Raw genomic sequence first — 26,200 nt, forward strand, 5'->3', positions numbered from 1 at the left:
TGGACTCACCGCATCCTACGTGGGAGAGGAAGCGGCGCGGCATGCGGCCTTCGCGCTCACGGTGGCGCGAACGTCGCGCGATGCCGCGCGCGGCTGCGGGACCAACGCGACGCTGGCGTCAGTCGCAGATCCAGGTGTTGCGGGTGTAGTGGGCGGTGCGCTGGCCCCAGGACACGTACTGGCCGCCGCAGTTGGCGGTGGCGCCGCCGACCTCGTTGCCGGCGTCGTCGAAGTAGATCACCGAATAGCCTTCGCCCGCGCGTCCGGCCACGGCTGCGCCGGCCATCAGCAGCGCCAGCAGGGCGACGGCGATCGAGGTATTCCGGAACACACTGCCCTTGCGACCCATGGTGCGGACTCCGTGTCTGCGCGGCCGGTCGACCGCAGCCGGACGCTACCTCCGACGGCCGCCGCAAACCTTGACCCGCTTCACAGCAGGGCACGTGAATGGCACAAATTGCGTGCATCGGCACATCCGCAGCCGCGCGCGCCGACGCGCGGCGCGGTCGGCGGGTCCGGAATGCTGCGCCACGGGAGGCGCTGGCGCGGCTCGCTGTCGCGAATGCCGCGCGGGCTCAGGCCGCGAGCAGCGCCGGCAGTTGCTGCGGCGTCGTCGCCAACTGCTGCGCGCCGGCCTGGCGCAGTTCCTGCTCGCCGCCGAAGCCCCAAAGCACGCCGATGTTGCGCATGCCGTGGTGACGCGCGCCTTCGATGTCCATGCGCCGGTCGCCGATCATCCAACAGTCCTGCGGCGTCAGCGCGAAGCGCCGCAGCGCTTCGCCGATCAGCTCGGGCTTGTCGCTGAGGCTGCCGTCCATGGTCGACCCGATCACGTCGTCGAAGCGGTGCCCGAACGGCAGGTGCTGGATGATCTTGCGCGCATGCGGCTCGTTCTTGGCGGTCACGATCGCCAGGCGATGGCCGGCCGCGTGCAGCGATTCCACGGTCTGTTCGATGCCGGCGTAAACCTCGTGCTCAGCCCAGCCGTGGCTCTCGAAACGTTCGCGGTAATGCTCGACCGCGCGCTCGACCTGCGCGGGCTCGGCGAACAACGGCCCGAAGCTGGTGCGCAGCGAGGGACCGATCCAGCGCCGCAGCTCCGACTCCGGCGGCACCGGCTGGTCCATCCGGGTCAACGCATGGGCGACACAGCGGGTGATGCCGACCGCCGAGTCGATCAGGGTGCCGTCGAGGTCGAAGAACAGCGTCGGCGTGGCCGCGGCCACGCTCAGGCGCCCGCCTGCTTGAGCGCGGCGACCGCCGGCAGTTCCTTGCCTTCCAGGAACTCGAGGAAGGCGCCGCCGCCGGTGGAGATGTAGCTGACGTCGTCGCCGATGCCGTACTTGTCGACCGCGGCCAGGGTGTCGCCGCCGCCGGCGATCGAGAACGCCTTGGACGCGGCGATCGCGCGCGCCAGGGCCTGCGTGCCGTGACCGAAAGCGTCGAATTCGAACACGCCGACCGGGCCGTTCCAGACCACGGTGCCGGCGTTCTTGATCAGTTCGGCGTAGCGCGCGGCGGTGTCCGGGCCGATGTCGAGGATCATGTCGTCCTCGCCCACCGCGTCCACCGCCTTGACCGTGGCCGGGGCGTCGGCGGCGAAGGCCGGCGCCACCACCACGTCGGTGGGCACCGGGATATCGGCGCCGCGCGCCTTGGCGTCGGCCATGATTTGAGTGGCGGTGCCGATCAGATCGGTTTCGACCAGCGATTTGCCGACCTTGTGGCCGAGCGCGGCGATGAAGGTGTTGGCGATGCCGCCGCCGACGATCAGCTGATCGACCTTGCCGACCAGCGAGGACAGCAGCTCCAGCTTGGTCGAGACCTTGGAGCCGGCGACGATCGCCAGCAGCGGGCGCGCCGGGTTGTCCAGGGCCTTGGCCAGCGCGTCCAGCTCCGCCATCAGCAGCGGGCCGCCGGCGGCGAGCTTGGCCTGGCGGATCACGCCGTGGGTCGAGGCCTGAGCGCGGTGCGCGGTACCGAAGGCGTCCATCACGAACACGTCGCACAGCGCGGCGTAGCGCTTGGACAGGGCCTCGTCGTCCTTGCCCTCGCCCACGTTCATGCGGCAGTTCTCCAGCAGCACCAACTGGCCTGGCTGCACGTCCACGCCTTCGACCCAGTCCTTGATCAGCGGCACGTCGATGCCCAGCAGCTGCGACAGGCGCGCGGCCACCGGCGCCAGCGAATCGGCCTCGCTCCACACGCCTTCCTGGGGCCGGCCCAGGTGCGAGGTCACCATCACCGCGGCGCCTTTTTCCAGCGCCAACTTCAGGGTCGGCAGCGCCGCCAGGATGCGTTGCTCGGACGTGATGCGGCCGGCGTCGATCGGCACGTTGAGATCTTCTCGGATCAGCACGCGCTTGCCGGCGAGATCGAGATCGGTCATGCGGACGATGGACACGTAAGGCCTCCTGGGCACGGACATAAGGGGGAAGGCGGCGCGCGCAGGGTCGGCTGCCGTAGCCGGATATTGTAAGGGCCGGGCCTGGGAACGCGGGCCCCGGAACGCGAAAGGCCCGCCGGTGGCGGGCCTTTGCGCGGTTGCGGCAACGTCGCCGGATCCCGGAGACCGGCCTTCACGCCGCCGGCGGCGCGCTCCCGCGCAACAGACTGAAAGCGAAGCCGGCGACCACCAGCGCGCCCACCACCAGCACCGCCCATAGCAGCCAGGTGCGCCAGTTGCGCTCGGGCTCCGGCGCCTGCAGCGCGGCCGCGCCGGCCAGGGCCTTCATCGCGCCCAGGCTGGCCTCGGCCGGTCGCCAATCGGCGCCGCGGCCCTGCTGCAGCGCCATCATCGCCTGCGGCAACGGCAGGTCGTCGCGCGCGGTGCGCGCGCTGCCGGCGACCAGGGCGTAAGGCGGCGCGCCCTGGGCGATGAACACCACCATCTCCGGCTGATAACCCAGGCGCAGGGTCGGCTCGGCCGGCACCGCGCCATCGGCGCGCAGGCGCCAATAGCGGTCGTCGGTGCGCGCCGACAGGGCGCGCGAGGACGAGCGGCCGTCGGCGCCGACGCGGTAGGCGGTCCAGGTATCCAGGCGCCGCTGCCAGGGCGCATCGGCCTGGTCGCGGCTTTCCAGCATCCAGCGCACCGCGTAATTGCCGGGCAGCGCGACGTCGATGCGCTGGATCGGGAAGCGGCCGTCGAGCTCGAATTCGAAACGCGCGCCCTTGTCCTTGGCGCCCTCGGCGGCCAGGCGCCGGCCCTTGAGCTGGCGCCAACGCAGCGGCGCGGGATCGGCGCCCGCGCTGAGCTCGGCGCTGACCGCGCGGATCGGCGCCACCGCATCGGGATTGATCGGGCTCAGGCGCAGATAGCGCGCGCGCAGGCCGGCGGCTTCGAACGCGATCCGGCGCTGCAGCAGGCGGCGGCCGCCCTGCTCCAGATCGACCAGGCGCCCATTGGCGGCAACTTCGCGCCAGCGTTCGAGATCGTCGCTGGCCTCGACCCGGTAGGCCGCGTCCAGCGCGGTGCCCGGCGCCCAATCCAGTTCCAGCGCGCGGATCGGCGTGCGCACGGTGCTGGCGTCGATCAGCAAGGCGGTCTGCGGGCCGGTCGCGGTGCTGCGGCCGATGCCGCGCGCCTCGACCCGGCGCAGGCGTCCGTCGGCTTCCACTTCGCTGACCAACTGCCAGTCCTGCCCAGCGCCGGCCGCGCGCGCCGGCAAGGCGAACCAGGGCAGGCTGACTTTGGTGGTCGCGCGCACGTCGTTGGCGCCGGGCCGGTAGATCGCCGCCGGCACCGGATTGCCGGTGCCGTCGATCACGTCGACGTCGCGCAGGCCGGACTGACGCGCCTGCAGATAAACCGAATCGTCTAGCACGACGCGGTACGCGCCCGCGTTGGCGCTGCTCAGTTGCAGCGGCCACTGCTGGGCGTAGTCGTCGCGCGGCCCGGCCAGGCCCAGTGCCGGCCACAAGACGAAGGCGATGCTCGCTACCGCGCGGACCAGGCTCATGCCGACATCTCCGATGGGGGCTCTGCAGGTGCATCGCTCGTCGCCGGCGGCGCCGGCGCGAGATAACCGACCAGGGTGCACAACAGGCCGTAAGCGATGAAGGACGCGATCCCGAGCAGGTTGCCCAGGTGGGTGCGGTCGACGAATACCAGCTTGGCCAGCACCACCGCCATCAGCACCGCGCCGGTCAGCCACAGCCCACGCTGGCCGCGGCGCGAACCGATCACCCAACCCAGCACGCCGAGCAGGCTCCAGACCACGGTCAGGCTGGTCTGGACCAGGCCGGTGCGGTACATCGACCCATCCCAAGGCACGCCGCCCCAATGATGGGTCGCGCGCAGGGTGATCGCCGTGATCAGGGCGAAGCCCGCGGCCGCCAACAGCGGCACCCGGCGCGCGCGCAGATCGTCCGGCGCCGACGGCGACGCCAGCCAGAACGCGAACAGCGCCAGCACCGCGAGCTGGCTCAGATCCAACGGATTGAGCAGCGGCACCCAGGGCAGCGGCGCGCTGCTGCCGGGCTGGCCCAGCACGACGATGGCGCCCAGTGCCAGGGCGAACACGAAGCTGCCCTGGACCACGCCGCGCCATTGCCGGAAGCGTTCGCCCACCGGCAGCGCGACCCACTCGGGGCGCCATTGCAGGGCCGCGGCCATCAGCAGGAACGGCAGCGCCAGCGCCCCCCAGGTCCAGCCATCGCCGACGGTGGCGCGGCCCGCGAACTCGTGCAGCGACAGGCTGGCCGCCAGCGGCCAGGCCCACAGCCAGGTCGAGTGCGCGAACGCGAGCGCGGCGCCGGCCTGATCGCGCAGGCAACGCAAGGCGCGCAAGCCCGCGATCGCGTACACCAGCCAAGCCGCGAGTCCGTAGCCGCCGAAGGGATGCAGATGCGCGGTCTCCTGCGCGATCGCCAGCGGCAGCGCGGACGCCAGGCCGAGCGCGGCCGTCCACGACAACGCGCGCGTGGGCAGGCGGCGGTAGGTCTCGGCGGCCAGCCAGGCGCTGAGCGCGACGAAGGCCAGGCTGGCATCGGCGCGCAGGTCGGACAGCAGGAAGCGATCGAACTCGCCCCAGGCGTTGCCGCACCACCAGGCCAGACCCCAGAGGTAGTACAACAAAGCCGGATTGCGCTGCTCGGCGCGACGGTAGCTCCAGGCGCTGGCGAAACCGGCCAGTGCGATCAGCAAGGCGCCCATGAAGCGCGCGTTGAGCACCGCGGTCAGCGGCTCGGGGCCGTCGCTGATGCCGATCAGGAAACCGCCGGCGGCGAACACTTGCAGGGCCAGACCGGCCAGCTGCGGCAGGATCCGCTGCTGACGCAGGCCCAGCCACACCAGCGCCGCGCCTTCGACCGCGAACACGCAGGCGGTGGTTTGCGCCGACAGCGCCAAGGGCACGGCCAGGGTCGCGAAACCGACCGCGAGCAAGGCATAGGGCGTGGCCAGCGCAACGAAGTGCTCGCGGCGCTTGAGCCACCAGGCCAGCGCCGCATACAGCACGGCCAGGCCCAGTGCGCAGAACGCCAGCGGCATGCGCTCGCCTTCGAGCAGACCGGCCTGCAGCGAGAACGCGACCAACGGCGTGCCGAACACCAGGCAGCCGTCGATGAAATCGCGTCGTCCCGCGGCCTGACGCCAGGCGTAGAGGATGGGAATCAGCAGATAGAAGGCGAAGAACAGCAGCAGGAAGGGTTCGGTGCTGGCGAAATCCGCGCTGCGATAGCGCAGCACGCCCCAGGCGGTGCCGATGCCGAAGGTGAACACGAAGCCGAGCAGGTTGAGCGCGCGCCACGGCCGCCACCAGGCGATCACGAAGATCGCCGCGTTGAGCACCGCGTAATAACTGAACAAGGCGACGTGATTGCCCTGCCCGGTCGACAGCCAGATCGGCGCCATGAAGCCGGCGAAGATGCCCAGCAGCGCCAGCGCGATCGCGTTCTGACGCACCGCCAGCACGCCGGCACCGGCGACCAGCACGATGCTGAGCGCGAACGCCGGCCCCGCCTCGATCAGTCCGTAGCGCTTGAACGCCGCGAACACCACCAGCAGCAGCACGCCGATCGCGCCGCCCTGCAAGCTCAGCGCGAAGCTGCGCTTGCGTTCGCGCTGGCGCCAGCCGAACACCAGCCCGGCCAGCGCGGCCAGGGCGATGCCGGCCAGGCGGAACTCGATCGGGAAGCGCATCCAACCCTGATCGGTGGCGTACTTGAGCAGCGCGGCCACGCCCGCGAACAGCACCAGCATGCCGACCTTGACCGGCACGTTGCCTTCGGTGAACCAGCGCTTGACCGCGCCGACCATGCGCTCGATCGGATCCGGCTGCGCGGGCGCGCGCACCTGGGCGCGCGCGGCGCGCGCGGGCTCGGCGCGCGGCGCCTCCGGGAAGATCGGGCGCGGCGCCGAGGCGGGCAACGGCGGCGGCATCGCGGCGGCCGGTTCGGCGGCGCGCGGCGGGGCGGGCGGTGCGCTCGGGGGCGGGCCCGCATCGGGGCTGGGCGGCGATCCCGGCGATGCGGTCGCGGACGCTGGCGGCTGCGCGGACGCCGCAGGCGCGCCGCGCATGAGCTCGCCCAGGGTCGGTTCGCGCTCGTCGGCCTCGTCGTCGGCGACGTCCGCGGCCGCGGCTGCGGACGGTCGCGCGTCGGCGCGTCGCGCGAGTTCGGCGATGCGCGCCTCCAACAGCCCGACCCGGGCCTTGAGCCCGGAGATCGAAACCAAGGCGATGATCAACAGCACCGGCACGGCCAGCAGCACCAGCACCAACAACGCCAACAGACCCTCCATCGCGCCCCATCCCTGTCCTTGTCGCCACGCACGTTAACACCAAGCGCGGCGCCGCAACGGCGCCGAAGTTTTTGTTGCGAATCTGCGGTCGTTCACCACATATCGTGTTGACGGATCGGGGCACCCCTAATATGTTGTGCCCGTCGGTGCCGATCGCGAGATCGGCTTAAAAGGGAAGCCGGTGCGGACCCGCCCCGAAAGGGCGGCGACAAAGCCGGCGCTGCCCCGCAGCGGTATGGGAAACGAACGCGGTCATTGCACTGGGCGCCCTGCGCCTGGGAAGCGGCCGCCAGTAGGAGAAGCAGGAGTGAGCGGAGAGAAGTGAGTGGTGAGCGGTTCGGTACTCGCTCCTCACTTCTCCCCGCTCACTTCTGGCTTCAAGTCCCGAGCCCGAAGACCTGCCGACAGCCGCGCGTCGCACACCGCGCGGTACCGGCTCAGGAGTCTTCGGGGGAAGACGGCCGGTGTCGCCCCGCCACGGTTCGCCGTCGCGGTCCGCGGGCCGTCTCGGCCTGCGCGACACCCTGTCGTCATCCTCGAACACTTCGCGCCCGCGGGGGCGCAAGCCGCAACGCCGACCCTCGGCGTTGCGTCCTGCGTCCGCGCACGTCGGCCCTCGTGGGAAGGCCGGCGACCCGTGCGCCCACGCATCGGAGCCCCTATGACCACTACCACCGAAGCGCCCGCCGTTGCGAGCACCTCCCCCGCCCCCGCCCAGGCGCCCGCGCGCCAGCCCGACGCCACGCCCGGCTTCGCCCTGACCCCGCCGGCCGCCAACCTCACCATGAGCGTGACCAAGCGCAGCGGACGCCGCGAACCGGTCGACCTCAACAAGATCGTGCGCGCGGTCACCCGCTGCGGCGAGGACCTGTACGCGGTCGATCCGATGCGCGTGGCCACCCGCACCATCTCCGGCCTGTACGACGGCGCGACCACGCGCGAGCTGGACGAACTGTCGATCCGCACCGCCGCCCTGCTCACCGCCGAGGAGCCCGAGTACGGCCGCCTCGCCGCGCGCCTGCTCAGCAACGTGATCGAGAAGGAAGTCGCCGGCATCGAGATCCACGCGTTCTCGCAGTCGGTCGTGCGCGGCCACGAGCTGGGCCTGATCAACGACCGCCTGCTGACTTTCGTGCAAGCCAACGCGCGCAAGCTCAACGACGCCATCGACCGCAGCCTGGACGCGCGCTTCGACTACTTCGGCCTGCGCACCCTGTACGACCGCTACCTGCTGCGCCACCCGACCGCGCGCACCGTGATCGAGACCCCGCAGCAGTTCTTCCTGCGCATCGCCTGCGCCCTCAGCGAAGACGTCGGCGACGCGCTCGCGCTGTACCGCCGCATGGCCCAGCTCGACTACATCCCGTCCTCGCCGACCCTGTTCAACGCCGGCACCACCCACGAGCAGCTGTCGAGCTGCTTCCTGCTCGATTCGCCCGACGATTCGCTGGAAGCGATCTACAAGCGCTACATGGACGTGGCCAAGCTCAGCAAGTTCAGCGGCGGCATCGGCCTGAGCTACACGCGCATCCGCTCGCGCGGCTCGCTGATCCGTTCCACCAACGGCCTCAGCAACGGCATCGTGCCCTGGCTGAAGACGCTGGATGCGTCGGTGGCGGCGGTCAATCAGGGCGGCAAGCGCAAGGGCGCGGCCTGCGTGTACCTGGAGCCCTGGCACGCCGACGTCGAGGAGTTCCTGGAACTGCGCGACAACACCGGCGACGAAGCGCGCCGCACCCACAACCTCAACCTGGCCAACTGGATTCCCGACGAATTCATGCGCCGCGTCGAAGCCGACGCCGAGTGGTCGCTGTTCGACCCGGCCAAGGTGCCGCAGCTGACCGACCTGTGGGGCGAGTCCTTCGACCGCGCCTACCACGCCGCCGAAGCGGCCGGCCTTGCGGTCAAGAAGGTCAAGGCGCGCGACATCTACGGCCGGATGATGCGCACCCTGGCGCAGACCGGCAACGGCTGGATGAACTTCAAGGACAAGTCCAACCGCGCGTCCAACCAGACCCTGCGCGACGGTAACGTCATCCACCTGTCCAACCTGTGCACCGAGATCCTCGAGGTCACCTCGCAGGACGAGACCGCGGTGTGCAACCTGGGCTCGATCAATCTCTCGCACCATGTCGAGATGTACGAAGACGGCAAGGGCGCCTTCGATTTCGACAAGCTGGCCGAAACCGTGCGCCTGGCCGTGCGCCAGCTCGACCGCGTGATCGATCTGAACTTCTACCCGATCGAGACCGCGCGCCGCGCCAATCTGAAGTGGCGCCCGGTCGGCCTGGGCACCATGGGCCTGCAGGACGTGTTCTTCAAGCTGCGCCTGGCCTTCGACTCCGAGCCGGCGCGCAAGCTGGCCCAGGAAATCGCCGAGGCGATCTACTTCCACGCCCTGTCGGCCTCGAACGAACTGGCGATGGAGCACGGCAGGCACCCGTCCTTCGACGACACCCGCGCCTCGATCGGCGAGCTGCAGTTCGAAGCCTGGGGCGTGACCCCGTCGCAGCCCGAGCGCTGGGACGGCCTGCGCCAGCGCATCGCCGAGCACGGCTTGCGCAACTCGCTGCTGATCGCGATCGCGCCGACCGCGACCATCGCCTCGATCGCCGGCTGCTACGAATGCATCGAGCCGCAGGTGTCCAACCTGTTCAAGCGCGAGACCCTGTCGGGCGACTTCCTGGTGGTCAACAAGTACCTGGTCGAGGAGCTCAAGAAGCTCGGCCTGTGGACCGCCGAGATGCGCGACCGCATCAAGATGGCCGAGGGTTCGATCCAGTCCGTGCACGAGGTGCCCGAGTCGCTGCGCCAGATCTACCGCACCGCCTGGGAACTGCCGATGCGCTCGCTGATCGACATGGCCGCCGAACGCGGCGCCTACATCGACCAGAGCCAGTCGCTGAACCTGTTCATCGAGAGCCCGAACATCGGCCAGCTCAGCTCGATGTACATGTACGCCTGGAAGAAGGGCCTGAAGACCACCTACTACCTGCGTTCGCGCCCGGCCACCAAGATCGCCAAGAGCACGGTCAGCGCGCCGGTCGCGGCGCCCAAGCCGGAGTACACCCAGGACGAGGCGATCGCCTGTTCGCTGGAAAACCCCGAATCCTGCGAAGCCTGCCAGTAAACCCGCTTTAGCCCCTCTCCCGCCGCGCGGGAGAGGGGTTGGGGTGAGGGCCGCCCCGCGACTCGCGCCGTAACCGATTCTCGAGCGCTCCCATCCGCCCTCCGGGCACCTACTCCCGCTCGCGGGAGTAGGAAAGCAATTCAAGGAAATCCCATGTCCCTCGCCACGCCCCGCCTGCTCGACCCCGGTTTCGATCTCACCCTGCGGCCGATGCGCTATCCGCATTTCTACGAGATGTACCGCGACGCGATCCGCAACACCTGGACCGTCGAAGAGGTCGATTTCTCGCAGGACGTCAACGACCTCAAGCACAAGTTCGGTCCGGCCGAGCGCCACCTGGTCGAACGCCTGGTCGCGTTCTTCGCCACCGGCGACAGCATCGTCGCCAACAACCTGGTGCTGAACCTGTACCAGCACATCAACGCGCCCGAGGCGCGCATGTACCTGTCGAGGCAGCTGTACGAGGAAGCGCTGCACGTGCAGTTCTACCTGACCCTGCTCGATACCTACCTGCCCGACCCGAACGAGCGCGCCAAGGCCTTCGACGCGGTCGAGAATATCCCCTCGATCCGGGCCAAGGCCGAGTTCTGCTTCCGCTGGATCGACTCGGTGCAGGACATCAAGCGCATCGAGACGCGCGAACAGCGCCGCCAGTTCCTGCTCAACCTGATCTGCTTCGCCGGCTGCATCGAGGGCCTGTTCTTCTTCGCCGCCTTCGCCTACGTCTATTACCTGCGCTCGCGCGGTCTGCTCAACGGCCTGGCCTCGGGCACCAACTGGGTGTTCCGCGACGAAAGCTGCCACATGGCGTTCGCGTTCGAGGTGATCCGCACCGCGCGCGAGGAAGAGCCGGACCTGTTCGACGCCGACCTGCGTGCGCAGGTGGTCAGGATGTTCGAGGACGCGGTGGATTGCGAACTCCAGTTCGCCCAGGACGTGCTGTCCGGCGGCGTGGTCGGCCTGTCGCTGAAGGACATGCGCCAGTACCTGGAGTACTGCGCCGACCAGCGCATGGCCCAGCTGGGCATGCCCAAGCATTTCGGCGCCACCAACCCCTTCGGCTTCATGGACCTGCAGGACGTGCAGGAAGTGACCAACTTCTTCGAGCGCCGGGTCTCGGCGTATCAGGTCGGCGTGCAGGGCGAAGTGGCGTTCGACGAGGCATTTTGAAGCAGAAGTGAGAAGCGAGAAGCGAGGAGCCAGCAAGAGCGCCTCATCCCCTCCCTCCTGCCTTCGCTCACTCCTCACTCCTCCACGCTCACTCCTAGCCCCATGACCGAAGCCCGCATCATCGAGATCGTCTTCCCCGATCACACCAACCATCTAGGCACCCTGTTCGGCGGCCAGGCCCTGGCCTGGATGGACAAGGCCGCCTTCGTCGCCGCCTCGCGCTACGCCCGCCGCACGGTGGTGACCGCGCGCTCGGAACAGATCGACTTCCACACCGCGGTGCCCAAGGGCGCGCTGGTGGAGCTGATCGCACGCGTGGTCTCGGTGGGCCGCACCTCGATGCAAGTCGAAGTCGAGATGCATTGCGAGGACCTGCTCAGCGGCGAATCGCAGCTGGCCACGCGCGGGCGCTTCACCATGATCGCGCTCGACCGCGAGGGCGTGCCGACGCCGGTGCCCGCGCTGGATTCCGCCGCGGCCTGAACCCGCGGACGTCGATTGACGGGCCCCGCTCCGAGGCGTACTTTGGCAGCCGTCATGGTGACCATCGCTTCATAAAGATAAAGCGATGTGACAAGACGCCGCCGGTTCGCGCCGGCGACGGCTAGAGGGAATCCGGTACGGACTCGCGTCCAATTCCGGAGCTGCCCCGCAGCGGTGTAGGGAACGACCTCCGTCAGGCACTGGGTGCGAGCCCGGGAAGCGACGGACAGTAGGCGGCGTCGAACGGCGCCATGCCCCAAGCCCGAAGACCTGCCATGACCGGAGGGTTCGCCCTCCGTCCGACTCCGGCCCGCTGGCCGGCGCCGGCGCGCGGCTGCGGCCGCCCGTCGCGCCTGTTGGTGGAGCCGGTTCGCCCGCGGGGGCGAAGGTCGAAGGCAGGTCGTGCTCCGGCGTCGCCGCATCCGCGGCGGGCGGTCGCGCGTGCGTACCCGCCTTCCTTCGTTGCCCTGCTCATGCCCACACGCATCGCAGGAGACATCATGATCAGCGTTACCCACCTCGGCTTCCCGCGCATCGGCGCGCGACGCGAGCTCAAGCAGGCCCTGGAATCGTTCTGGAAAGGCGAGACCGCGGCCGGCGATCTGCACGACACCGCACGCACGCTGCGCGCCCGGCACTGGACGCTGGCGCGCGACGCCGGCGCCGACGTCGTGCCTTGCAACGACTTCTCGCTCTACGACCACGTGCTGGACACCGCCGTCCTGTTCGACGCGGTGCCCGCGCCCTACCGCGAGACGCTCGACGCCGATCCGCTGGCCGGCTACTTCGCGCTCGCGCGCGGCCTGCAGGACGCGCGCCACGATCTGCGCGCCCTGGAAATGACCAAGTGGTTCGACACCAACTACCACTACCTGGTGCCGCAGTTCGAACCCGATCAGCGCTTCGCGCTGCGCGGCGACAAGCCGCTGGCCGAACTCGCCGAAGCGCAGGCGCTGGGCCTGCAGGCACGACCGGTGCTGCTGGGGCCGGTGTCGCTGCTCAAGCTCGGCAAGCGCCGCGACGGCGGCGATCCGCGCGCGCTGCTGGACGCGCTGCTGCCGGCCTACGCCGAACTGCTGACGCGGCTGAAGGCGGCCGGCGCGCAATGGGTGCAATTGGACGAGCCCTGCCTCGCGCTGGATCTCGATGACGACGATCGCAAGGCCTATCGTCGCGCCTACGACGCGCTGGCCGGCGTCGACGCGCCCGCGCGCCTGCTCGCCAGCTACTTCGGCGGGCTAGGCGACAACGCCGAACTGGCCGCCGCCCTGCCCGTGCAGGCCCTGCACCTGGACCTGGTGCGCGCGCCCGGCCAGCTCGAAGCGCTGCTGCCCAAGCTGCCCGAAGACCGCGCGCTCAGTCTGGGCGTGGTCGACGGCCGCAACATCTGGCGCGCCGATCTCGACGCCGCGCTCAGTCTGGCGCGCCGCGCCGGCACGCGCGCGCAGTGGCTGGCGCCGTCGTGCTCGCTGCTGCACGTGCCGATCGACCTGGGCCTGGAACGCAAGCTGCCGCCGCCCTTGCAGCAGTGGATGGCCTACGCCAGGCAGAAGATCGAGGAACTGCGTCTGCTCGCCGACACCCTGGCCGACGACGGCCGCGCCGCGGGCGCTTTGAGCGCGGCCGCGAGCGCGCGCGCCGCGCGCCTGGCCTCGCCGCTGCTGCGCGACGCCCAGGTGCGCGCCAAGCTGGCTGCGGTGGTGCCGGCGATGACCCAGCGCGATTCGGCGTATGCGCGGCGCGCGCAGGTGCAGGCGCAACGTCTGAAGCTGCCCGACTTCCCGACCACCACGATCGGCTCGTTCCCACAGACCTCGCAGGTGCGCCAGGCGCGCGCCGAGCACAAGGCCGGGCGCCTGGACGACGCCGGGTATCGGACCTTCCTCGAGCGCGAGACCGAGCTGTGCCTGCGCGAACAGGAAGCGCTGGGCCTGGACGTGCTGGTGCACGGCGAGTTCGAGCGCAACGACATGGTCGAGTACTTCGGCGAGCAGCTGTCCGGCTTCGCCTTTACCGCCCACGGCTGGGTGCAGAGCTACGGCTCGCGCTGCGTGAAGCCGCCGGTGCTGTACGGCGACGTCGCCCGCCCGCGCGCAATGACGGTGGACTGGGCGCGCTACGCGCAGTCGCTGACGCCGCGCCCGGTCAAGGGCATGCTCACCGGGCCGGTCACGATCCTGCAGTGGTCGTTCGTGCGCGACGACCAGCCGCGCGCCGACACCTGCCGTCAGATCGCCCTGGCCCTGCGCGAGGAAGTGCTGGACCTGGAGGCGGCCGGCATCGCGGTGATCCAGATCGACGAACCGGCGCTGCGCGAAGGCCTGCCGCTGCGCCGCGCCGACTGGCCGGCCTACCTGGCCTGGGCCGGCGAAGCCTTCCGCCTGGCTGCCAGCGGCGTCGACGACGCCACTCAGATCCACACCCACATGTGCTACGCCGAGTTCAACGACATCATCGAGGCGGTCGCCGCATTGGACGCCGACGTGATCTCGATCGAGACCTCGCGCTCGCGCATGGAGCTGCTGGACGCGTTCGTGCGCTACCGCTATCCCAACGGCATCGGCCCCGGCGTCTACGACATCCACTCGCCGCGCGTGCCCAGCGTGGACGAGATGCGCGAACTGCTGGACAAGGCCCTGGACGTGCTCACGCCCGCGCAGTTGTGGGTCAATCCGGACTGCGGCCTCAAGACCCGCGGTTGGCCGGAGGTGCGCACCGCGCTGAAGGCGATGGTGCAGGCGGCGCAGGGTTTGCGCGAGTCGGCGACTGCGGCGGTTTGACGTCGAGCTCGAAAGCAGCCCCTCATCAGGTTCCCCCCTTTGAAAAAGGGGGGCCAGGGGGGGATTTGCTTTTGGCCGGTGCCAACAGCAACAGCAAATCCCCCGGCGCCGCTGGCCACGAATCGACATCGACTGACATGAGGCGCCCGCCCCCTTTTGCAAAGGGGGCGATGGGGATGGGGTAGGCAGTGCAAGGTTTGCGCGAGTCGGCGACTGCGGCGGTTTGACGTCGAGCTCGAAAGCAGCCCCTCATCAGGTTCCCCCCCTTTGAAAAAGGGGGGCCAGGGGGGGGATTTGCTTTTGGCCGGTGCCAACAGCAACAGCAAATCCCCCGGCGCCGCTAGTAACGAATCGACATCGACTCGCACAGGGCGCCCGCCTCCTTTTGCAAAGGGGCGATGGGGAACGGGCTAGAGAAATCGCGCGCCCAAAAGAAAAGCCCCGCATACGCGGGGCTCTTCGTATCGCAACGATCGCCGCGGCTTACTTGCCCGCGACCACCTTGACCATTTCCAGGCACTTGTTCGAGTAGCCCCACTCGTTGTCGTACCAGCTGACCAGCTTGACGAAGGTGCCGTCCAGGGCGATGCCGGCGTCGGCGTCGAAGATCGAGGTGCGGGTGTCGCCGCGGAAATCGGTGGCGACCACCTTGTCCTCGGTGTAGCCCAGGATGCCCTTGAGCGCGCCTTCGCTCTGCGCCTTCATTTCGGCGCAGATCTCGGCGTAGGTGGCGTCCTGGTTGAGCTCGACGGTCAGGTCGACCACCGACACGTCCGAGGTCGGGACGCGGAAGGACATGCCGGTGAGCTTCTTGTTGAGTTCCGGAATCACCACGCCGACCGCCTTGGCCGCGCCGGTGCTGGACGGGATGATGTTCTCGAGGATGCCGCGGCCGCCGCGCCAGTCCTTGTTGGACGGGCCGTCGACGGTCTTCTGGGTCGCGGTGGCGGCGTGCACGGTGGTCATCAGGCCGCGCTTGATGCCCCACTTGTCGTTCAGCACCTTGGCCAGCGGAGCCAGGCAGTTGGTGGTGCACGAGGCGTTGGAGATGATGGCCTCGCCCTTATAGGTTTTGTCGTTGACGCCGTAGACGAACATCGGCGTGTCGTCCTTGGACGGCGCCGACAGCACGACCTTCTTGGCGCCCGCGTCCAGGTGCTTCTGGGCGGTGGCCTTGTCCAGGAACAGGCCGGTGGACTCGATCACGACCTCGGCGCCGACCTCGTCCCACTTGAGGTTGGCCGGGTCGCGTTCCTGGGTCAGGCGGATCTTCTGGCCGTTCACGATCAGGGTGTTGCCCTCGACCGCGATGTCGCCCTTGAAGCGGCCGTGGACCGAGTCGTACTGCAGCATGTAGGCCAGGTAGTCCGGCTCCAACAGGTCGTTGATCGCGACGATCTCGATCTCGCCGCCGAAATTCTGCACCGCCGAGCGCAGCACGTTGCGTCCGATGCGGCCGAAGCCGTTGATGCCTACCTTGATCGCCATTTCTTCAAGCTCCTGCGCCCGCACAGCGGTGGGATGGGAAACCCCTATTCTAGCAAGCCCGGGCCGGGGGCCGGCCCCAGGCCCCCGGGCGGGCGATATTGCAACGAAAGTCATGGTTCCCAAGCTGAACGTGCCACTAAAGTGCCAGCAGATCCAAGCCGGATCACTCAGGGGACTCACGGAATGAACAAGCGTTCGCAGCGGGCCGCGCTCGCGGCCCTGGCCTTGGCCTGCCTGGCCCAACCCGCCCTGGCCCAGCAGGCCGGAACCTGGACCCTCGGGGTCGGCGCCCATCAGGTCTCACCCAAATCCGACAACGGCACCGTCCTGGGCGGCACCGCGCAGTTGGAGATCGGCGACGACGCGCGCCCGACCATCACCTTCGAATACTTCGTGCACGGCAACGTCGGCATCGAAGTGCTGGCCGCCATCCCGTTCGAGCACGACATCGACGTGGTCGGCGTCGGCCGGGTCGGCAGCACCAAGCACCTGCCGCCGACGGTGTCGGTGCAGTACCACTTCAACAGCCACGGCGTGGTCTCGCCCTTCGTCGGCGTCGGCCTCAACTACACCGCGTTCTTCAGCGAAGACACGCGCGGCGCGCTGGCCGGCACCAAGCTCAAGCTCAAGGACTCCTGGGGCCCGGCCGCGCACGCCGGCCTGGACTTCCCGCTCGGCGATCGCGGTGCGATCCGCGTCGACGTGCGCTGGATGGACATCGACAGCGAGGTCCAGCTCAACGGCGTCAAGATCGGCACCGCCGAGATCGACCCGCTGACCTACGGCATCGCCTACGTCTGGACGTTCTGAGACGCCTGCCCCGGCGCCGCGATCGCGACGCCGGGGTGCGAAACGACAAGAGCGGCATCGTCCGCGCGCGACTGCGCGGCGCGGCAACGCCGTCGCCTCTAGTAAAGTGACGGGATGATCCGCGCCCTCCTCATCGCCCTGCTCCTGCTGCTGCCGTTCGACGCCCTGGCCTGGGGCACGCTCGGCCATCGCCTGGTCGCGCTACTGGCCTGGGACGAACTCGATCCGGCCGTGCGTGGCGACATCGACGCCCTGCTCGCGGGCGAGCCCGACCCGACCCTGGCCGGTATCGCCAACTGGGCCGACGATTTGCGCAGCAACGACCCCGACCTGGGCAAGAAGAGCGCGAAGTGGCACTACGTCAACCTCGGCGAGGACGACTGCGTCTACGAGGCCGCGCGCAACTGTCCCAAGGGCGATTGCGTGGTCGAGGCGATCCGCGCCCAGACCCTGATCCTGGGCGACCGCGCGCGACCGCGCGACCAGCGCCTGCAGGCGTTGAAGTTCGTGGTCCATTTCGTCGGCGACGTGCATCAGCCGCTGCACGCCGGCTACAGCCACGACAAGGGCGGCAACGACGTCCAGATCAACCTCAACGGCCGCGGCAGCAACCTGCATCAGTTGTGGGACAGCGGCATGCTCAACGCCGCCCATCTGGACGAGAACGCCTGGCTGCAGCGCCTGCGCGCGCTGCCGCTGGCGGTCAGCGTGGCCAAGCCCGCGCTGCCGCCGGATGCGGCCGCCTGGGCGCAGGCCTCGTGCCGGATCGCCCTGCAGCCGGGCCTGTATCCGGCCAAGGCGACGATCGACGAAAATTACGTGCAGACTTGGCGTCCCGAGGCCGAGGCGCAGTTGCGCCGCGGCGGCAGCCATCTGGCCGCCGTGCTCAACGCCGCGCTGAAGCGCTGAGCGCAAACCACACCGCCGCGCGCCGAGCCCGGCGCGGGCGCACGAATCGCACGGACGCCCCAGCAAGAGGAATCCGATGTCCCCGCAGGTGCAGTCTTTCCATCATGCCGACACCGGGACCTGGAGCTACCTGGTGGTCGATCCCGCGACCGCGCAGGCCGCGATCGTCGACCCGGTGCTCGACTACGACGCCCGCGCCGGCCGCACCGGCGGCGCCTCCGCGCAGGCGATCCTGGACGCCGCCGAGGCCTGCGGCGCGCAGGTGCGCTGGCTGCTGGAAACGCATGCGCATGCGGACCACCTCAGCGCCGCGCACTGGCTGAAGCAGCGCCTGCCGCAGGCGCGCATCGCGATCGGTCGGCGCATCCGCGAGGTGCAGCGCACCTTCGTTCCGGTGCTGGGCCTGGACGCCAAGGTCGAGGCCGACGGCAGCCAGTTCGATCATCTGTTCGAGGACGAGGAAGAGTTCGCGATCGGCGAGTTGCGCGCGCATACCATCGCCGTGCCCGGCCACACCCTGGACAGTCTGGCCTACCTGATCGGCGACGCCGTGTTCGTGGGCGACTCGCTGTTCATGCCCGACAGCGGCACCGCGCGCTGCGACTTCCCCGGCGGCGACGCGGCCATGCTCTATGCCTCGATCCGGCACCTGTACGAACTGCCCGACAGCACCCGCGTCTACGTCTGCCACGACTACGGCCCCGAAGGCCGCGCACCGCGCTGCGAGACCAGCATCGGCGAGCAGAAGCGCGCCAACATCCACCTGCGCGCCGATACCGCCGAAGCCGAGTTCGTGCGCATGCGCGAGGCGCGCGACGCGACCCTGGCGGTACCGGCGCTGATCCTGCCGGCGCTGCAGATCAACCTGCGCGCGGGCGCCCTGCCCGAGGCCGAGGACAACGGCGTACGCTACCTCAAGATTCCGCTCAACCAACTCTGAGGCCGCCATGCATCCGACCCGCTCCCTGCTCGCGATCGCCTGCCTGAGCCTGAGCCTGTCCTTGGGCCTGGGCTTGGCCGCCGCCGCGGAGCCCGAAAAGAGCGCGCACGCGCATGCCTCCGACCCGCCGCAGCGCATGGCGCCGGTGGACGTCGCCCTGGACGCGGCGCGCATCGCCGGCCTGCCGCGCGTGACCGCCACCGGCACCGCCCACGGCAAGACCCTGAGCTGCGAGGGCGTGTCGCTGGCGGCCTTGCTGCGCGCGTCCGGCGCGATGCCGGAAGAACCGCTGCGCGGCGCGCAGCTGGCGCGCGTGGTGGTGATCTCCGCGCGCGACGGTTACCGCGCCGCCTATTCGCTGGCCGAACTCGACCCCAGCCTGGGCGCACGCGAGGTGGTGCTGACCGACCGCTGCGACGGCGCCGCCCTGGACGCCGACGACGGCCCCTGGCGCCTGATCGCGCCGGGTGAATCGCGGCCCGCGCGCTGGGTGCGTCAGGTCGAATCGATCCGGGTGATCGATGCGCCCTAGAGCGAGAAGTGAGCGTGGAGGAGTGAGGAGCGAGTAAGTGCAATGCTTGCTTACGCTCACTCCTCACTCCTCCACGCTCACCCCTCGCTTTTCGCGTTACGCTGCTGCCATCGTCCATCGGAGTTCCGCCATGCTGCTGACGCGTCGTCGCTGGCTCAGCGCGCTGTGCGTGCTGTCCTTGTCCTGGTCCGGCGCCATGGCCGCGCCGCCCAAGCCCGCACCGATCACGGTGTTCGCCGCCGCCAGCCTGAAGGAATCGCTGGACAAGGCCGCGGTCGCCTACGAGGCCGCGACCGGCCAGCCGGTGCGGGTGTCGTATGCCGCCAGTTCGGCCTTGGCGCGGCAGATAGAACAGGGTGCGCCCGCCGACGTGTTTCTGTCCGCCGACCTGGACTGGATGGACTACCTGCAGCAGCGCAATCGCATCGACGTAGGCAGCCGCCGCAACCTGCTCGGCAACACCCTGGTGCTGATCGCGCCCAAGACCAGCCAGGCCCAGCCGCTGACGCTGAAGCCCGGCGTCGATCTGCGTCCGCTGATCGGCGACGGTCGCCTGGCCCTGGCAATGACCGAAAGCGTGCCGGCCGGCAAGTACGCGCGCGCCGCGTTCGAATCGCTGGGCGTGTGGACGCAGTTGCAACCCCATGTGGTCGAAGCCGAGAACGTGCGTGCAGCGCTGATGCTGGTCGCGCGCGGCGAGGCGCCGCTGGGCGTGGTGTACGGCAGCGATGCGCGCGTCGAACGGGACGTGCGCGTGCTCGCGACCTTCCCCGCCGATACCCATCCGACGATCATCTATCCGGTCGCGCGCATTCGCGCGAGCCACCATCCGCAGGCGGCCGCGTTCATGCGCTGGCTGGCGACGTCGGCGCCTGCGGCGAGCTTGTTCCGCCGCGCCGGTTTCAGCCTGCTGAAGTAAGCGCGAACGGCGCATGTTCGATTTCAGCCCGGCCGAACTGACCGCGATCGCGCTCAGCCTCAAGGTCGCCAGCGTGGCGGTGTTGTGCAGTCTGCCGCTGGGCGTGGCGATGGGCTGGCTGCTCGCGCGCAAGAACTTCCCGGGCAAGCTGCTGTTCGACGCGCTGCTGTATCTGCCGCTGGTGCTGCCGCCGGTGGTCACCGGCTATGTGCTGCTGATCCTGTTCGGCAACCAGGGGCCGATCGGCCGCTTCCTGTCCGACAGCTTCGGCCTGAGCTTCGCGTTCCGCTGGACCGGCGCCGCGCTGGCCTGCGCGATCATGGGCTTTCCGCTGATGGTGCGCGCGATCCGGCTGTCGATCGAAGCCGTGGACCAGCGCCTGGAGCAGGCCGCGGCCACCCTGGGTGCGAATCCGTGGCGGGTGTTCTTCGGCATGACCCTGCCGCTGGCGCTACCCGGCGTGATCGCCGGCGCAGTGCTGGCCTTCGCCAAGGCGCTGGGCGAGTTCGGCGCCACCATCACCTTCGTGTCGAACATCCCCGGCGAGACCCAGACCCTGTCCTCGGCGATCTACGGCATGTTGCAGGTGCCCGGCGCCGAGTCCGGCCTGTGGCGGCTGACCGTGGTCGCGGTCGCGATCTCGTTCGGCGCGGTGCTGTTGTCGGAATGGCTGGTGCAGCGCCAGCGTCGCGAGCGCGCCGCGTGAGCGCGACGCCACTGCACGTGCTGGATTTCACGCTACGCCGGGGCGTGTTCGAGCGCAGCGTGAGCATCCGCAGCCAACAGCGCGTGATCGCCCTGGTCGGCGATTCGGGCGCGGGCAAGACCTCGCTGCTGCACGCCATCGCCGGCCTGCTGCGGCCGCAGCGCGGCCGCATCGAGATCGGCGGGCGCTGCCTGTTCGATGCCCAGGCCGGCATAGACCTGCCCGCGCATCGGCGCCGGATCGGCTACGTGTTCCAGGACGCGCGCCTGTTCCCGCATCTGGATGTGCGCCGCAACCTGCTCTATGGGCTGCGCGGCGAGGCGCGCGTCGCCCCGCGCTTCCAGCTGCAGGCGATCGTCGAACTGCTGGGCATAGGCGCGTTGCTGCCGCGCTCCACCGCCGGACTGTCCGGCGGCGAGATGCAACGCGTGGCCCTGGGCCGCGCGCTGCTGTCGCAGCCGCAGATTCTGCTGCTGGACGAACCGCTGTCGATGCTGGACATGAACCGTCGCGACGAATTGCTGCCTTACCTGCAGCGCGTGCGCGACGAGGTCGCCCTGCCGATGATCTACGTCAGCCACTACCCCGACGAAGTGCGCCGCATCGCCGACGAAGTCCACATCGTCGGCTAAGCCGCTTCGACGCGCGTCGCTACGCGGCCGCGATCATTCGTCCGTCACCTGGATCGGATCCAGGGCGACCGTCGCCGCGTCGAACGGCGCCGCCGCGGTCGGACCGGACGTGGCGGCGAAATCGACCGGCACCTGCACCCACGAGGCCACCGGCCGGCCGTCCTGGGTCGCGGGCTGGAAGCGCCACTTGCGCGCGGCCTCGACGGTGCTGGCATCGAGCTCGGCATCGCCCGAGCTTTGCGCCAGCCGAACCTGCTGCGCGCCGCCATCGCTGCCGACCTGGATTTCCAGCAGCACGCGCCCGTTGACCTTGCGGCCCTTCGGGTACGGCGGCGGCGACAGCGCGCCATAGGCCGCGGCGGTCAGCTCGATGGTCTGCGCGCGCGGGTTGGCGACCGGCGTCGGCGCGGGCTTGGCCGCGGGCCGCGGTTCGGCCATCGGTCGCGGCTGGACCACGGGCCGCGCGTCTGCCGCGGCGCTCACGGTCACCGTCATGTCGATGCCTTGCAGCACTTCGGCGTTGCTCGATCCGCGCACGCTGCCGATGCTGATGCGCGCCGGTTGCCCGTTGCGCACCGTCAAGCGCGGTTGTCCGACAGGCTTGCCGTCGCGTTGCAGCGAGGCCACCAGCAGCGACTGCCCTTCGCCCAGCGGGGATACCCGGCCCTGCAGCGACCACGTCGAACCGCCTTCTTCGCCGCTCACGCCGAAGGATTCGCCGTAGCGTTCGAGCACACGGAAGCTGCTGGGGTCGCCGCCGTCCAGGCTCACCTCGAACTTCAGCAGGGCATAGCCGTCGGGCAACGCGGCCGCGGCGGCCGGCGCGCGTTGCGGCTGCGCCGACCAGGCGGCCGCGCCGGTGGCTGCCGCCAGCAGAGCCACCAGGGCGCCGCCCGAGATCCAGCGCTTCGACGATACGTTGGCGTGCTTGAGCATTTCGATTCTCTCCTTGAGCGGATGGCTGTGGCCCCAATGGCAGCCCAGGGGCACGGGGCGCGAGGCCAGCTGGGTCTTGAGCATGGCTTCGCCATAGGCGCGACGCGCCTGCGGGTGGCGGCGAATCACGCGTTGATCGCAGGACAGTTCCTGGTCGTGGCGGTAATGGCGCACGGCGTAGTGCAGCAGCGGGTTGAACCAGTAGACGCAGCGCAGCGCAGCGACCGCCGCGTTGAGCGCCAGGTCGCCGCGCGCGATGTGCTCGCGCTCGTGGGCACGCATCAGCGCCTGCTGTTCGACGCTGTAGCGCCGCTCGAAATCCTCTGGCACGACGATGATCGGCCGCAGCAAACCGATCGCCGCCGGCAGACCGGCCACCGCATCGGCCTGGCGCAGTCCGTCGGCGCGCGGGCGCAGCACGCCCAGCGCGCGTACGAAACGGCGCTGCTGCCAAGCCAGCGCGGCCAGGGCCAACAGCGCGCCGGCCAGCCAGATCGCCAGGGCCGTGTCGGCCGGCGCGATGCCGGGCGCCTGCGGCGCGGCCACCGTCAACGGGGCCTGGACCATGGCCTGCACCGGCAAGGCCAGCGGCATGCGCGCGGGCGCGGCCGGCAACAGCACCGCCACGACCGCCGCCGGCACCAGCGCCCACAGCGCGTACGCGGCGGCCGCGCCGAAGCCGCGCCGCAGCGGGCGCCGCAACAGCAGCACCACGGCGATCGCGAAACTGCTCGCCAGTGCGGTTTCCCACAGGACGGCGGCGATATCAACGCTGCTCATCGTCGAGCTCCTCCAGCAACTTGCGCAGTTCGGCGATGTCCTTGCGGCTGAGCTTGCGCTGCTCGCTGAAGTGCGCGACCAGCGGCGCGACCCGGCCGTCGAACAGACGCTGCAACAGACCCTGGCTCTCCTCCAGCACCCAGTCCTCGCGCTTGAGCACCGGCGCGTAGAGATAGCGCCGGCCCTGCTTCTCGGCGCGCACGGCGCCTTTGTTCAAGAGCCGGTTGAGCAGGGTCTTGATGGTCGCCTCCTGCCAGTCCTGGCGCTGGGCCAGGGCCGCGACCACGTCCTCGGCGGCGAGCGGATGCTCGCGCCAGAGCACGTCCATCACCACCGATTCGGCTTCGCTGATCTGCATCGTTTACATCCGTAATTTTTCTTGAGATTACACCCGTAATCGAAGTTGTCAAGCCGGCCACCGCGGCGATGCGATACTCCGGGCCATGACCGCACCCGCCCATTACGAACGCCTCGACGACGCCGTCGATTTTCTCTACGCCCGCATCCAGGGCCCGCTGCATCTGGGCGCGCCCCTGGGCCTGGGCAAGCCGCACCGCTTGTTGAACGCGATCTACGCGCGCGCCGAAGCCGACCCCTCGCGGCCGCTGCATCTGTACACCGCGCTGTCGCTGGATCCGCCCGGCGCCGGCCAAGGCCTGGAGGGCCGCTTCATCGGCCCGTTCGCGAGCCGCCACTTCGGCGACGACTTTCCGCGCCTGAGCTATGTGCGCGCGCTCAAGCGCGACGCCTTGCCCGCGCATATCGAGATCGAGGAGTTCTATCTGCAGTCCGGCGCGCTGCTGCATTCGCCGCCGGCGCAGCAACGCTACGCCAGCCTCAACTACACCCACGTCGCGCGCGCGCTGGCCGACCGCGGCGTCAACGCGATCGTGCAGAAGGTCGCGCGCCGCGACGGCGACAGCCGCCTGTCGCTGTCGTGCAACACCGACCTGACCCAGGACGCGGTGGATGCGATCGTCGCGCGCGGCCTGCCGCGGCCGCTGCTGATCGCCGAGGTCGACCCGGAACTGCCCTGGCTGGGCGGCAGCGCCACCGTCGCCGAGGACTACTTCGACGTGGTGCTGACCCCGCCCGGCCCGCATCCCAGGCTGTTCGGCCTGCCGCGCCAGCCGGTCACCGACGCCGACTACGCGATCGGCTTCTACGCCAGCACCCTGGTGCGCGACGGCGGCACCCTGCAGATCGGCATCGGCGCGCTCGCCGACGCGCTCTGCCACGCGCTGGCGCTGCGCCACGCCGACAACGCCGGCTACCGGCGCGTGCTGGCCGCGCTGGATCCGGCCCTGGCCGCGCGCGCCGATCTGGCTCCGTTCGCGATCGGCCTGTACGGCTGCAGCGAGATGATCAACGAGGGCTTCCGGCGCCTGGTCGAGGTCGGCGTGATCCGACGCAAGGTGGTCGACGACGAAGCGCTGATGCTCCGCCTCGCCGACGGCAGCGCCGACGAGGCCGACCGTGCCGCGCTGGAACGCGACGGCGAATACCTGCACGGCGGCTTCTATCTGGGCTCGCCCGAGTTCTACGACTGGCTGCGCCGGCTGCCCGACGAGCAGCGCCGCGGCATCGGCATGCGCCGGATCAGCGAGGTCAACGAGCTCTACGGCGGTCACGAGGCGCTGGAGCGCCTGCAACGCCGCGATGCGCGCTTCTTCAACACCTGCATGATGGCGACCGCGCTGGGCGCGGCGGTGTCCGACGGGCTCGCCGACGGCCGTGTGGTCTCGGGCGTGGGCGGCCAGTACAACTTCGTCGCCATGGCGCACGCGCTGCCCGATGCGCGCTCGGTGCTGATGCTGCGCGCGACCCGCGAGGCCGGCGGCCAGGTCAGCTCGAATATCGTCTGGAACTACGGCCACACCACCATCCCGCGCCACTTGCGCGATATCTACATCAGCGAGTACGGCATCGCCGACCTGCGCGGCCGCGCCGACGAGGACTGCGTGCTGGCCATGGCCGCGATCGCCGACGCGCGCTACCGCGGCGGTCTGCTCGACACCGCGCGCCGCGAGGGCAAGCTGCGCGCCGATTACGCCATGGCCGCGCCGGCGCGGCACAACACGCCCGAGCACCTGCGCGCGGCGCTGGCGCCGCTGCGCCGCGACGGCCTGCTGCCCGACTATCCGCTGGGCAGCGATTTCAGCGCGGTCGAACAGCGCCTGGTGCGTGCGTTGGGCTGGCTCAAAACCGCCACCGCCAGCCGTAGCGGCAAGCTGGCCACGATCGCGCGCGCCTTGACCGGCGCGCGCAGCGACGACGCCGAGGCGCTGGCGCGCATGGACCTGGCCGCGCCCTCGGGCCTGGGCGAACGCCTGCTGGCACGGCTGCTGGCGCTGGGCCTGCGCGAGACGCGCGCGCCCTGAGCGGTCGGGCGCACGCCAGGGAACGCATGCCGGCGCTGGTCGTGGCGGGCGCGGCCAGGGTCGGCTTCGCGATCGCGGCTGCCGCCGCTCGCACAGGAAGCGGGGGCGGACGCCGCATATACTTCGGTCACTGACCGTGTTTCAGGGAGCGCCTCGCGGATGTCGTCGGATAACGTCTACAAGCATTTCTACCGCACCATGCGCCTGGGCGCGGCCGAGCTCAGCGACGACGGCGGGCCGTTCGGCTTCGACATCACCACCGCGCTGGAATTCGACTATCTGATCGAACGCTACCAGTGCGACGCCATCATCGAGACCGGCTCCAACGTCGGCGACACCACCGAGTATCTGGCGCGCGCCTACCCGCACCTCAACATCGTCACTTGCGACGTGGTCGACCGCTACGTCGATCTGGTCAAGCGCCGGGTCGGCTTCATGCCGCATACGCACGTGGAGAAGCTGGACTCGCCGGAGCTGATCGCCAAGTTCCGCGACCAGTTCCGCTGCCCGCTGTATTACCTGGACGCGCATTGGTACGACGCCTGGCCGCTGGAACACGAGCTGTCGCTGATCGAGAACGGCGTGGTCTGCGTGGACGACTTCAACATCGGTCATCCGCGCTTCGGCTTCGACAGCTACGACGGCGTGGAATGCGGCCCGCAGATGCTCAGCCGCTTCGTCGACAAGATCCCGGCCTACTACACCAACAACCCCGACGCGCAACACGAACTGCCCTGCCTGCAGCCCGGGCGCCGCGGCGGCAAGGCCTATTTCGGGATCGGCCAGCAGCACGACCATCTGCGCCACCATCGTTACTTCAAGCGCTACGACACGCCGCGACCGGCGGCCTGAGGCGACA

The 26,200-nt window shown here is 69.9% G+C and carries 21 protein-coding genes and 2 riboswitches; of the genes, 13 read left to right on the forward strand and 8 right to left on the reverse strand.

Features of this window, described 5'->3' with window-relative positions:
- Window positions 1-118: 118 nt before the first annotated feature.
- The 5 genes from BMZ45_RS03210 to BMZ45_RS03230 all read right to left on the reverse strand — a co-directional run bounded on the left by BMZ45_RS03210 (window position 119) and on the right by BMZ45_RS03230 (window position 6,745).
- On the reverse strand, window positions 119-349 hold the full coding sequence (locus BMZ45_RS03210; protein WP_091632341.1) for a DUF6289 family protein: 231 nt from the start codon (window positions 347-349) through the stop codon (window positions 119-121).
- Between the two features lie 226 nt (window positions 350-575).
- Complete coding sequence (locus tag BMZ45_RS03215) at window positions 576-1,226, reverse strand: HAD hydrolase-like protein (RefSeq protein WP_254776516.1); 651 nt, start codon at window positions 1,224-1,226, stop codon at window positions 576-578.
- Between the two features lie 2 nt (window positions 1,227-1,228).
- The gene (locus BMZ45_RS03220; protein ID WP_091632344.1) at window positions 1,229-2,404 is read right to left on the reverse strand and encodes a phosphoglycerate kinase; all 1,176 of its coding nucleotides are present in this window, start codon (window positions 2,402-2,404) and stop codon (window positions 1,229-1,231) included.
- Window positions 2,405-2,579: 175 nt separating this feature from the next.
- Window positions 2,580-3,962 carry a DUF3999 domain-containing protein gene (locus BMZ45_RS03225; protein ID WP_091632347.1) on the reverse strand — a complete coding sequence of 461 codons (1,383 nt, stop codon included), beginning with the start codon at window positions 3,960-3,962 and terminating at the stop codon, window positions 2,580-2,582.
- The gene (locus BMZ45_RS03230) at window positions 3,959-6,745 is read right to left on the reverse strand and encodes a DUF2339 domain-containing protein (protein WP_091632349.1); all 2,787 of its coding nucleotides are present in this window, start codon (window positions 6,743-6,745) and stop codon (window positions 3,959-3,961) included. The genes BMZ45_RS03225 and BMZ45_RS03230 overlap by 4 nt, the downstream gene beginning before the upstream one ends.
- Window positions 6,746-6,872: 127 nt before the next feature.
- Window positions 6,873-7,166: riboswitch (cobalamin riboswitch) on the forward strand.
- Between the two features lie 363 nt (window positions 7,167-7,529).
- On the opposite strand from BMZ45_RS03230, the gene BMZ45_RS03235 reads away from it, so the two are divergent.
- The 4 genes from BMZ45_RS03235 (at window position 7,530) to metE (ending at window position 14,308) form a co-directional block, all read left to right on the forward strand.
- Window positions 7,530-9,875, forward strand: a complete 2,346-nt coding sequence (locus BMZ45_RS03235; protein WP_175488963.1) for a ribonucleoside-diphosphate reductase subunit alpha — start codon at window positions 7,530-7,532, stop codon at window positions 9,873-9,875.
- Window positions 9,876-10,028: 153 nt separating this feature from the next.
- Window positions 10,029-11,045 carry a ribonucleotide-diphosphate reductase subunit beta gene (locus BMZ45_RS03240; RefSeq protein ID WP_091632355.1) on the forward strand — a complete coding sequence of 339 codons (1,017 nt, stop codon included), beginning with the start codon at window positions 10,029-10,031 and terminating at the stop codon, window positions 11,043-11,045.
- A gap of 102 nt (window positions 11,046-11,147) precedes the next feature.
- A complete protein-coding gene (locus tag BMZ45_RS03245; protein WP_091632358.1) occupies window positions 11,148-11,528 on the forward strand; it encodes an acyl-CoA thioesterase in 381 nt (126 codons plus the stop codon).
- Between the two features lie 85 nt (window positions 11,529-11,613).
- A riboswitch (cobalamin riboswitch) is annotated at window positions 11,614-11,821 on the forward strand.
- A 207-nt stretch (window positions 11,822-12,028) separates the two neighbouring features.
- Complete coding sequence (gene metE, locus BMZ45_RS03250; RefSeq protein WP_091632361.1) at window positions 12,029-14,308, forward strand: 5-methyltetrahydropteroyltriglutamate--homocysteine S-methyltransferase; 2,280 nt, start codon at window positions 12,029-12,031, stop codon at window positions 14,306-14,308.
- Window positions 14,309-14,791: 483 nt separating this feature from the next.
- Here metE and gap read toward each other — a convergent pair whose 3' ends face one another.
- Window positions 14,792-15,796, reverse strand: coding sequence for a type I glyceraldehyde-3-phosphate dehydrogenase (gene gap / locus BMZ45_RS03255; RefSeq protein ID WP_056179388.1), 1,005 nt, complete (start codon window positions 15,794-15,796; stop codon window positions 14,792-14,794).
- A 183-nt stretch (window positions 15,797-15,979) separates the two neighbouring features.
- Here gap and BMZ45_RS03260 point away from each other — a divergent pair, with 183 nt between their 5' ends.
- The 7 genes from BMZ45_RS03260 to BMZ45_RS03290 all read left to right on the forward strand — a co-directional run bounded on the left by BMZ45_RS03260 (window position 15,980) and on the right by BMZ45_RS03290 (window position 21,244).
- Window positions 15,980-16,606 (forward strand): OmpW/AlkL family protein, encoded by a 627-nt coding sequence (locus BMZ45_RS03260; protein WP_056179385.1) that lies wholly within the window; start codon window positions 15,980-15,982, stop codon window positions 16,604-16,606.
- 114 nt (window positions 16,607-16,720) lie between these two features.
- Window positions 16,721-17,515, forward strand: coding sequence for a S1/P1 nuclease (locus BMZ45_RS03265; protein ID WP_091632364.1), 795 nt, complete (start codon window positions 16,721-16,723; stop codon window positions 17,513-17,515).
- A 76-nt stretch (window positions 17,516-17,591) separates the two neighbouring features.
- A complete protein-coding gene (locus BMZ45_RS03270) occupies window positions 17,592-18,455 on the forward strand; it encodes an MBL fold metallo-hydrolase (protein WP_091632367.1) in 864 nt (287 codons plus the stop codon).
- A 7-nt stretch (window positions 18,456-18,462) separates the two neighbouring features.
- Entirely contained in the window at window positions 18,463-18,987 is a 525-nt protein-coding gene (locus BMZ45_RS03275) for a hypothetical protein (RefSeq protein ID WP_091632371.1), read from the forward strand.
- 130 nt (window positions 18,988-19,117) lie between these two features.
- Window positions 19,118-19,906: a molybdate ABC transporter substrate-binding protein gene (gene modA / locus BMZ45_RS03280; protein ID WP_091632374.1), complete on the forward strand. Its 789-nt coding sequence runs from the start codon at window positions 19,118-19,120 to the stop codon at window positions 19,904-19,906.
- A 13-nt stretch (window positions 19,907-19,919) separates the two neighbouring features.
- The gene (modB, locus tag BMZ45_RS03285) at window positions 19,920-20,612 is read left to right on the forward strand and encodes a molybdate ABC transporter permease subunit (RefSeq protein ID WP_091632377.1); all 693 of its coding nucleotides are present in this window, start codon (window positions 19,920-19,922) and stop codon (window positions 20,610-20,612) included.
- A gap of 11 nt (window positions 20,613-20,623) precedes the next feature.
- Window positions 20,624-21,244 (forward strand): ATP-binding cassette domain-containing protein, encoded by a 621-nt coding sequence (locus tag BMZ45_RS03290; RefSeq protein ID WP_091634016.1) that lies wholly within the window; start codon window positions 20,624-20,626, stop codon window positions 21,242-21,244.
- Window positions 21,245-21,277: 33 nt separating this feature from the next.
- On the opposite strand, the gene BMZ45_RS03295 is transcribed toward BMZ45_RS03290, so the two are convergent.
- Window positions 21,278-22,960, reverse strand: coding sequence for a TonB family protein (locus BMZ45_RS03295; RefSeq protein ID WP_091632380.1), 1,683 nt, complete (start codon window positions 22,958-22,960; stop codon window positions 21,278-21,280).
- Window positions 22,947-23,318 carry a BlaI/MecI/CopY family transcriptional regulator gene (locus tag BMZ45_RS03300; protein WP_056179358.1) on the reverse strand — a complete coding sequence of 124 codons (372 nt, stop codon included), beginning with the start codon at window positions 23,316-23,318 and terminating at the stop codon, window positions 22,947-22,949. The genes BMZ45_RS03295 and BMZ45_RS03300 overlap by 14 nt, the downstream gene beginning before the upstream one ends.
- Before the next feature lie 85 nt (window positions 23,319-23,403).
- Here BMZ45_RS03300 and BMZ45_RS03305 point away from each other — a divergent pair, with 85 nt between their 5' ends.
- Both BMZ45_RS03305 and BMZ45_RS03310 read left to right on the forward strand, forming a co-directional pair.
- Window positions 23,404-25,341 (forward strand): acetyl-CoA hydrolase/transferase C-terminal domain-containing protein, encoded by a 1,938-nt coding sequence (locus tag BMZ45_RS03305; RefSeq protein ID WP_091632383.1) that lies wholly within the window; start codon window positions 23,404-23,406, stop codon window positions 25,339-25,341.
- Window positions 25,342-25,500: 159 nt separating this feature from the next.
- Window positions 25,501-26,193 carry a hypothetical protein gene (locus BMZ45_RS03310; protein ID WP_091632386.1) on the forward strand — a complete coding sequence of 231 codons (693 nt, stop codon included), beginning with the start codon at window positions 25,501-25,503 and terminating at the stop codon, window positions 26,191-26,193.
- Window positions 26,194-26,200: the final 7 nt, after the last annotated feature.

Origin of the sequence: Lysobacter sp. cf310 (assembly GCF_900114355.1) — a bacterium.
Lineage (GTDB): Bacteria > Pseudomonadota > Gammaproteobacteria > Xanthomonadales > Xanthomonadaceae > Lysobacter.

Excerpts from the sequence above, each read along its gene's own strand:
- BMZ45_RS03270 (WP_091632367.1), top strand. The coding sequence starts at position 17,592 with ATGTCCCCGCAGGTGCAGTCTTTCCATCATGCCGACACCGGGACCTGG.
- BMZ45_RS03230 (WP_091632349.1), bottom strand. The coding sequence starts at position 6,745 with ATGGAGGGTCTGTTGGCGTTGTTGGTGCTGGTGCTGCTGGCCGTGCCG.
- BMZ45_RS03305 (WP_091632383.1), top strand. The coding sequence starts at position 23,404 with ATGACCGCACCCGCCCATTACGAACGCCTCGACGACGCCGTCGATTTT.
- BMZ45_RS03240 (WP_091632355.1), top strand. The coding sequence starts at position 10,029 with ATGTCCCTCGCCACGCCCCGCCTGCTCGACCCCGGTTTCGATCTCACC.
- BMZ45_RS03310 (WP_091632386.1), top strand. The coding sequence starts at position 25,501 with ATGTCGTCGGATAACGTCTACAAGCATTTCTACCGCACCATGCGCCTG.
- BMZ45_RS03265 (WP_091632364.1), top strand. The coding sequence starts at position 16,721 with ATGATCCGCGCCCTCCTCATCGCCCTGCTCCTGCTGCTGCCGTTCGAC.
- BMZ45_RS03245 (WP_091632358.1), top strand. The coding sequence starts at position 11,148 with ATGACCGAAGCCCGCATCATCGAGATCGTCTTCCCCGATCACACCAAC.
- modB (WP_091632377.1), top strand. The coding sequence starts at position 19,920 with ATGTTCGATTTCAGCCCGGCCGAACTGACCGCGATCGCGCTCAGCCTC.
- BMZ45_RS03295 (WP_091632380.1), bottom strand. The coding sequence starts at position 22,960 with ATGAGCAGCGTTGATATCGCCGCCGTCCTGTGGGAAACCGCACTGGCG.
- gap (WP_056179388.1), bottom strand. The coding sequence starts at position 15,796 with ATGGCGATCAAGGTAGGCATCAACGGCTTCGGCCGCATCGGACGCAAC.
- BMZ45_RS03225 (WP_091632347.1), bottom strand. The coding sequence starts at position 3,962 with ATGAGCCTGGTCCGCGCGGTAGCGAGCATCGCCTTCGTCTTGTGGCCG.
- BMZ45_RS03235 (WP_175488963.1), top strand. The coding sequence starts at position 7,530 with ATGAGCGTGACCAAGCGCAGCGGACGCCGCGAACCGGTCGACCTCAAC.
- BMZ45_RS03260 (WP_056179385.1), top strand. The coding sequence starts at position 15,980 with ATGAACAAGCGTTCGCAGCGGGCCGCGCTCGCGGCCCTGGCCTTGGCC.
- BMZ45_RS03300 (WP_056179358.1), bottom strand. The coding sequence starts at position 23,318 with ATGCAGATCAGCGAAGCCGAATCGGTGGTGATGGACGTGCTCTGGCGC.
- modA (WP_091632374.1), top strand. The coding sequence starts at position 19,118 with ATGCTGCTGACGCGTCGTCGCTGGCTCAGCGCGCTGTGCGTGCTGTCC.
- BMZ45_RS03275 (WP_091632371.1), top strand. The coding sequence starts at position 18,463 with ATGCATCCGACCCGCTCCCTGCTCGCGATCGCCTGCCTGAGCCTGAGC.
- metE (WP_091632361.1), top strand. The coding sequence starts at position 12,029 with ATGATCAGCGTTACCCACCTCGGCTTCCCGCGCATCGGCGCGCGACGC.
- BMZ45_RS03210 (WP_091632341.1), bottom strand. The coding sequence starts at position 349 with ATGGGTCGCAAGGGCAGTGTGTTCCGGAATACCTCGATCGCCGTCGCC.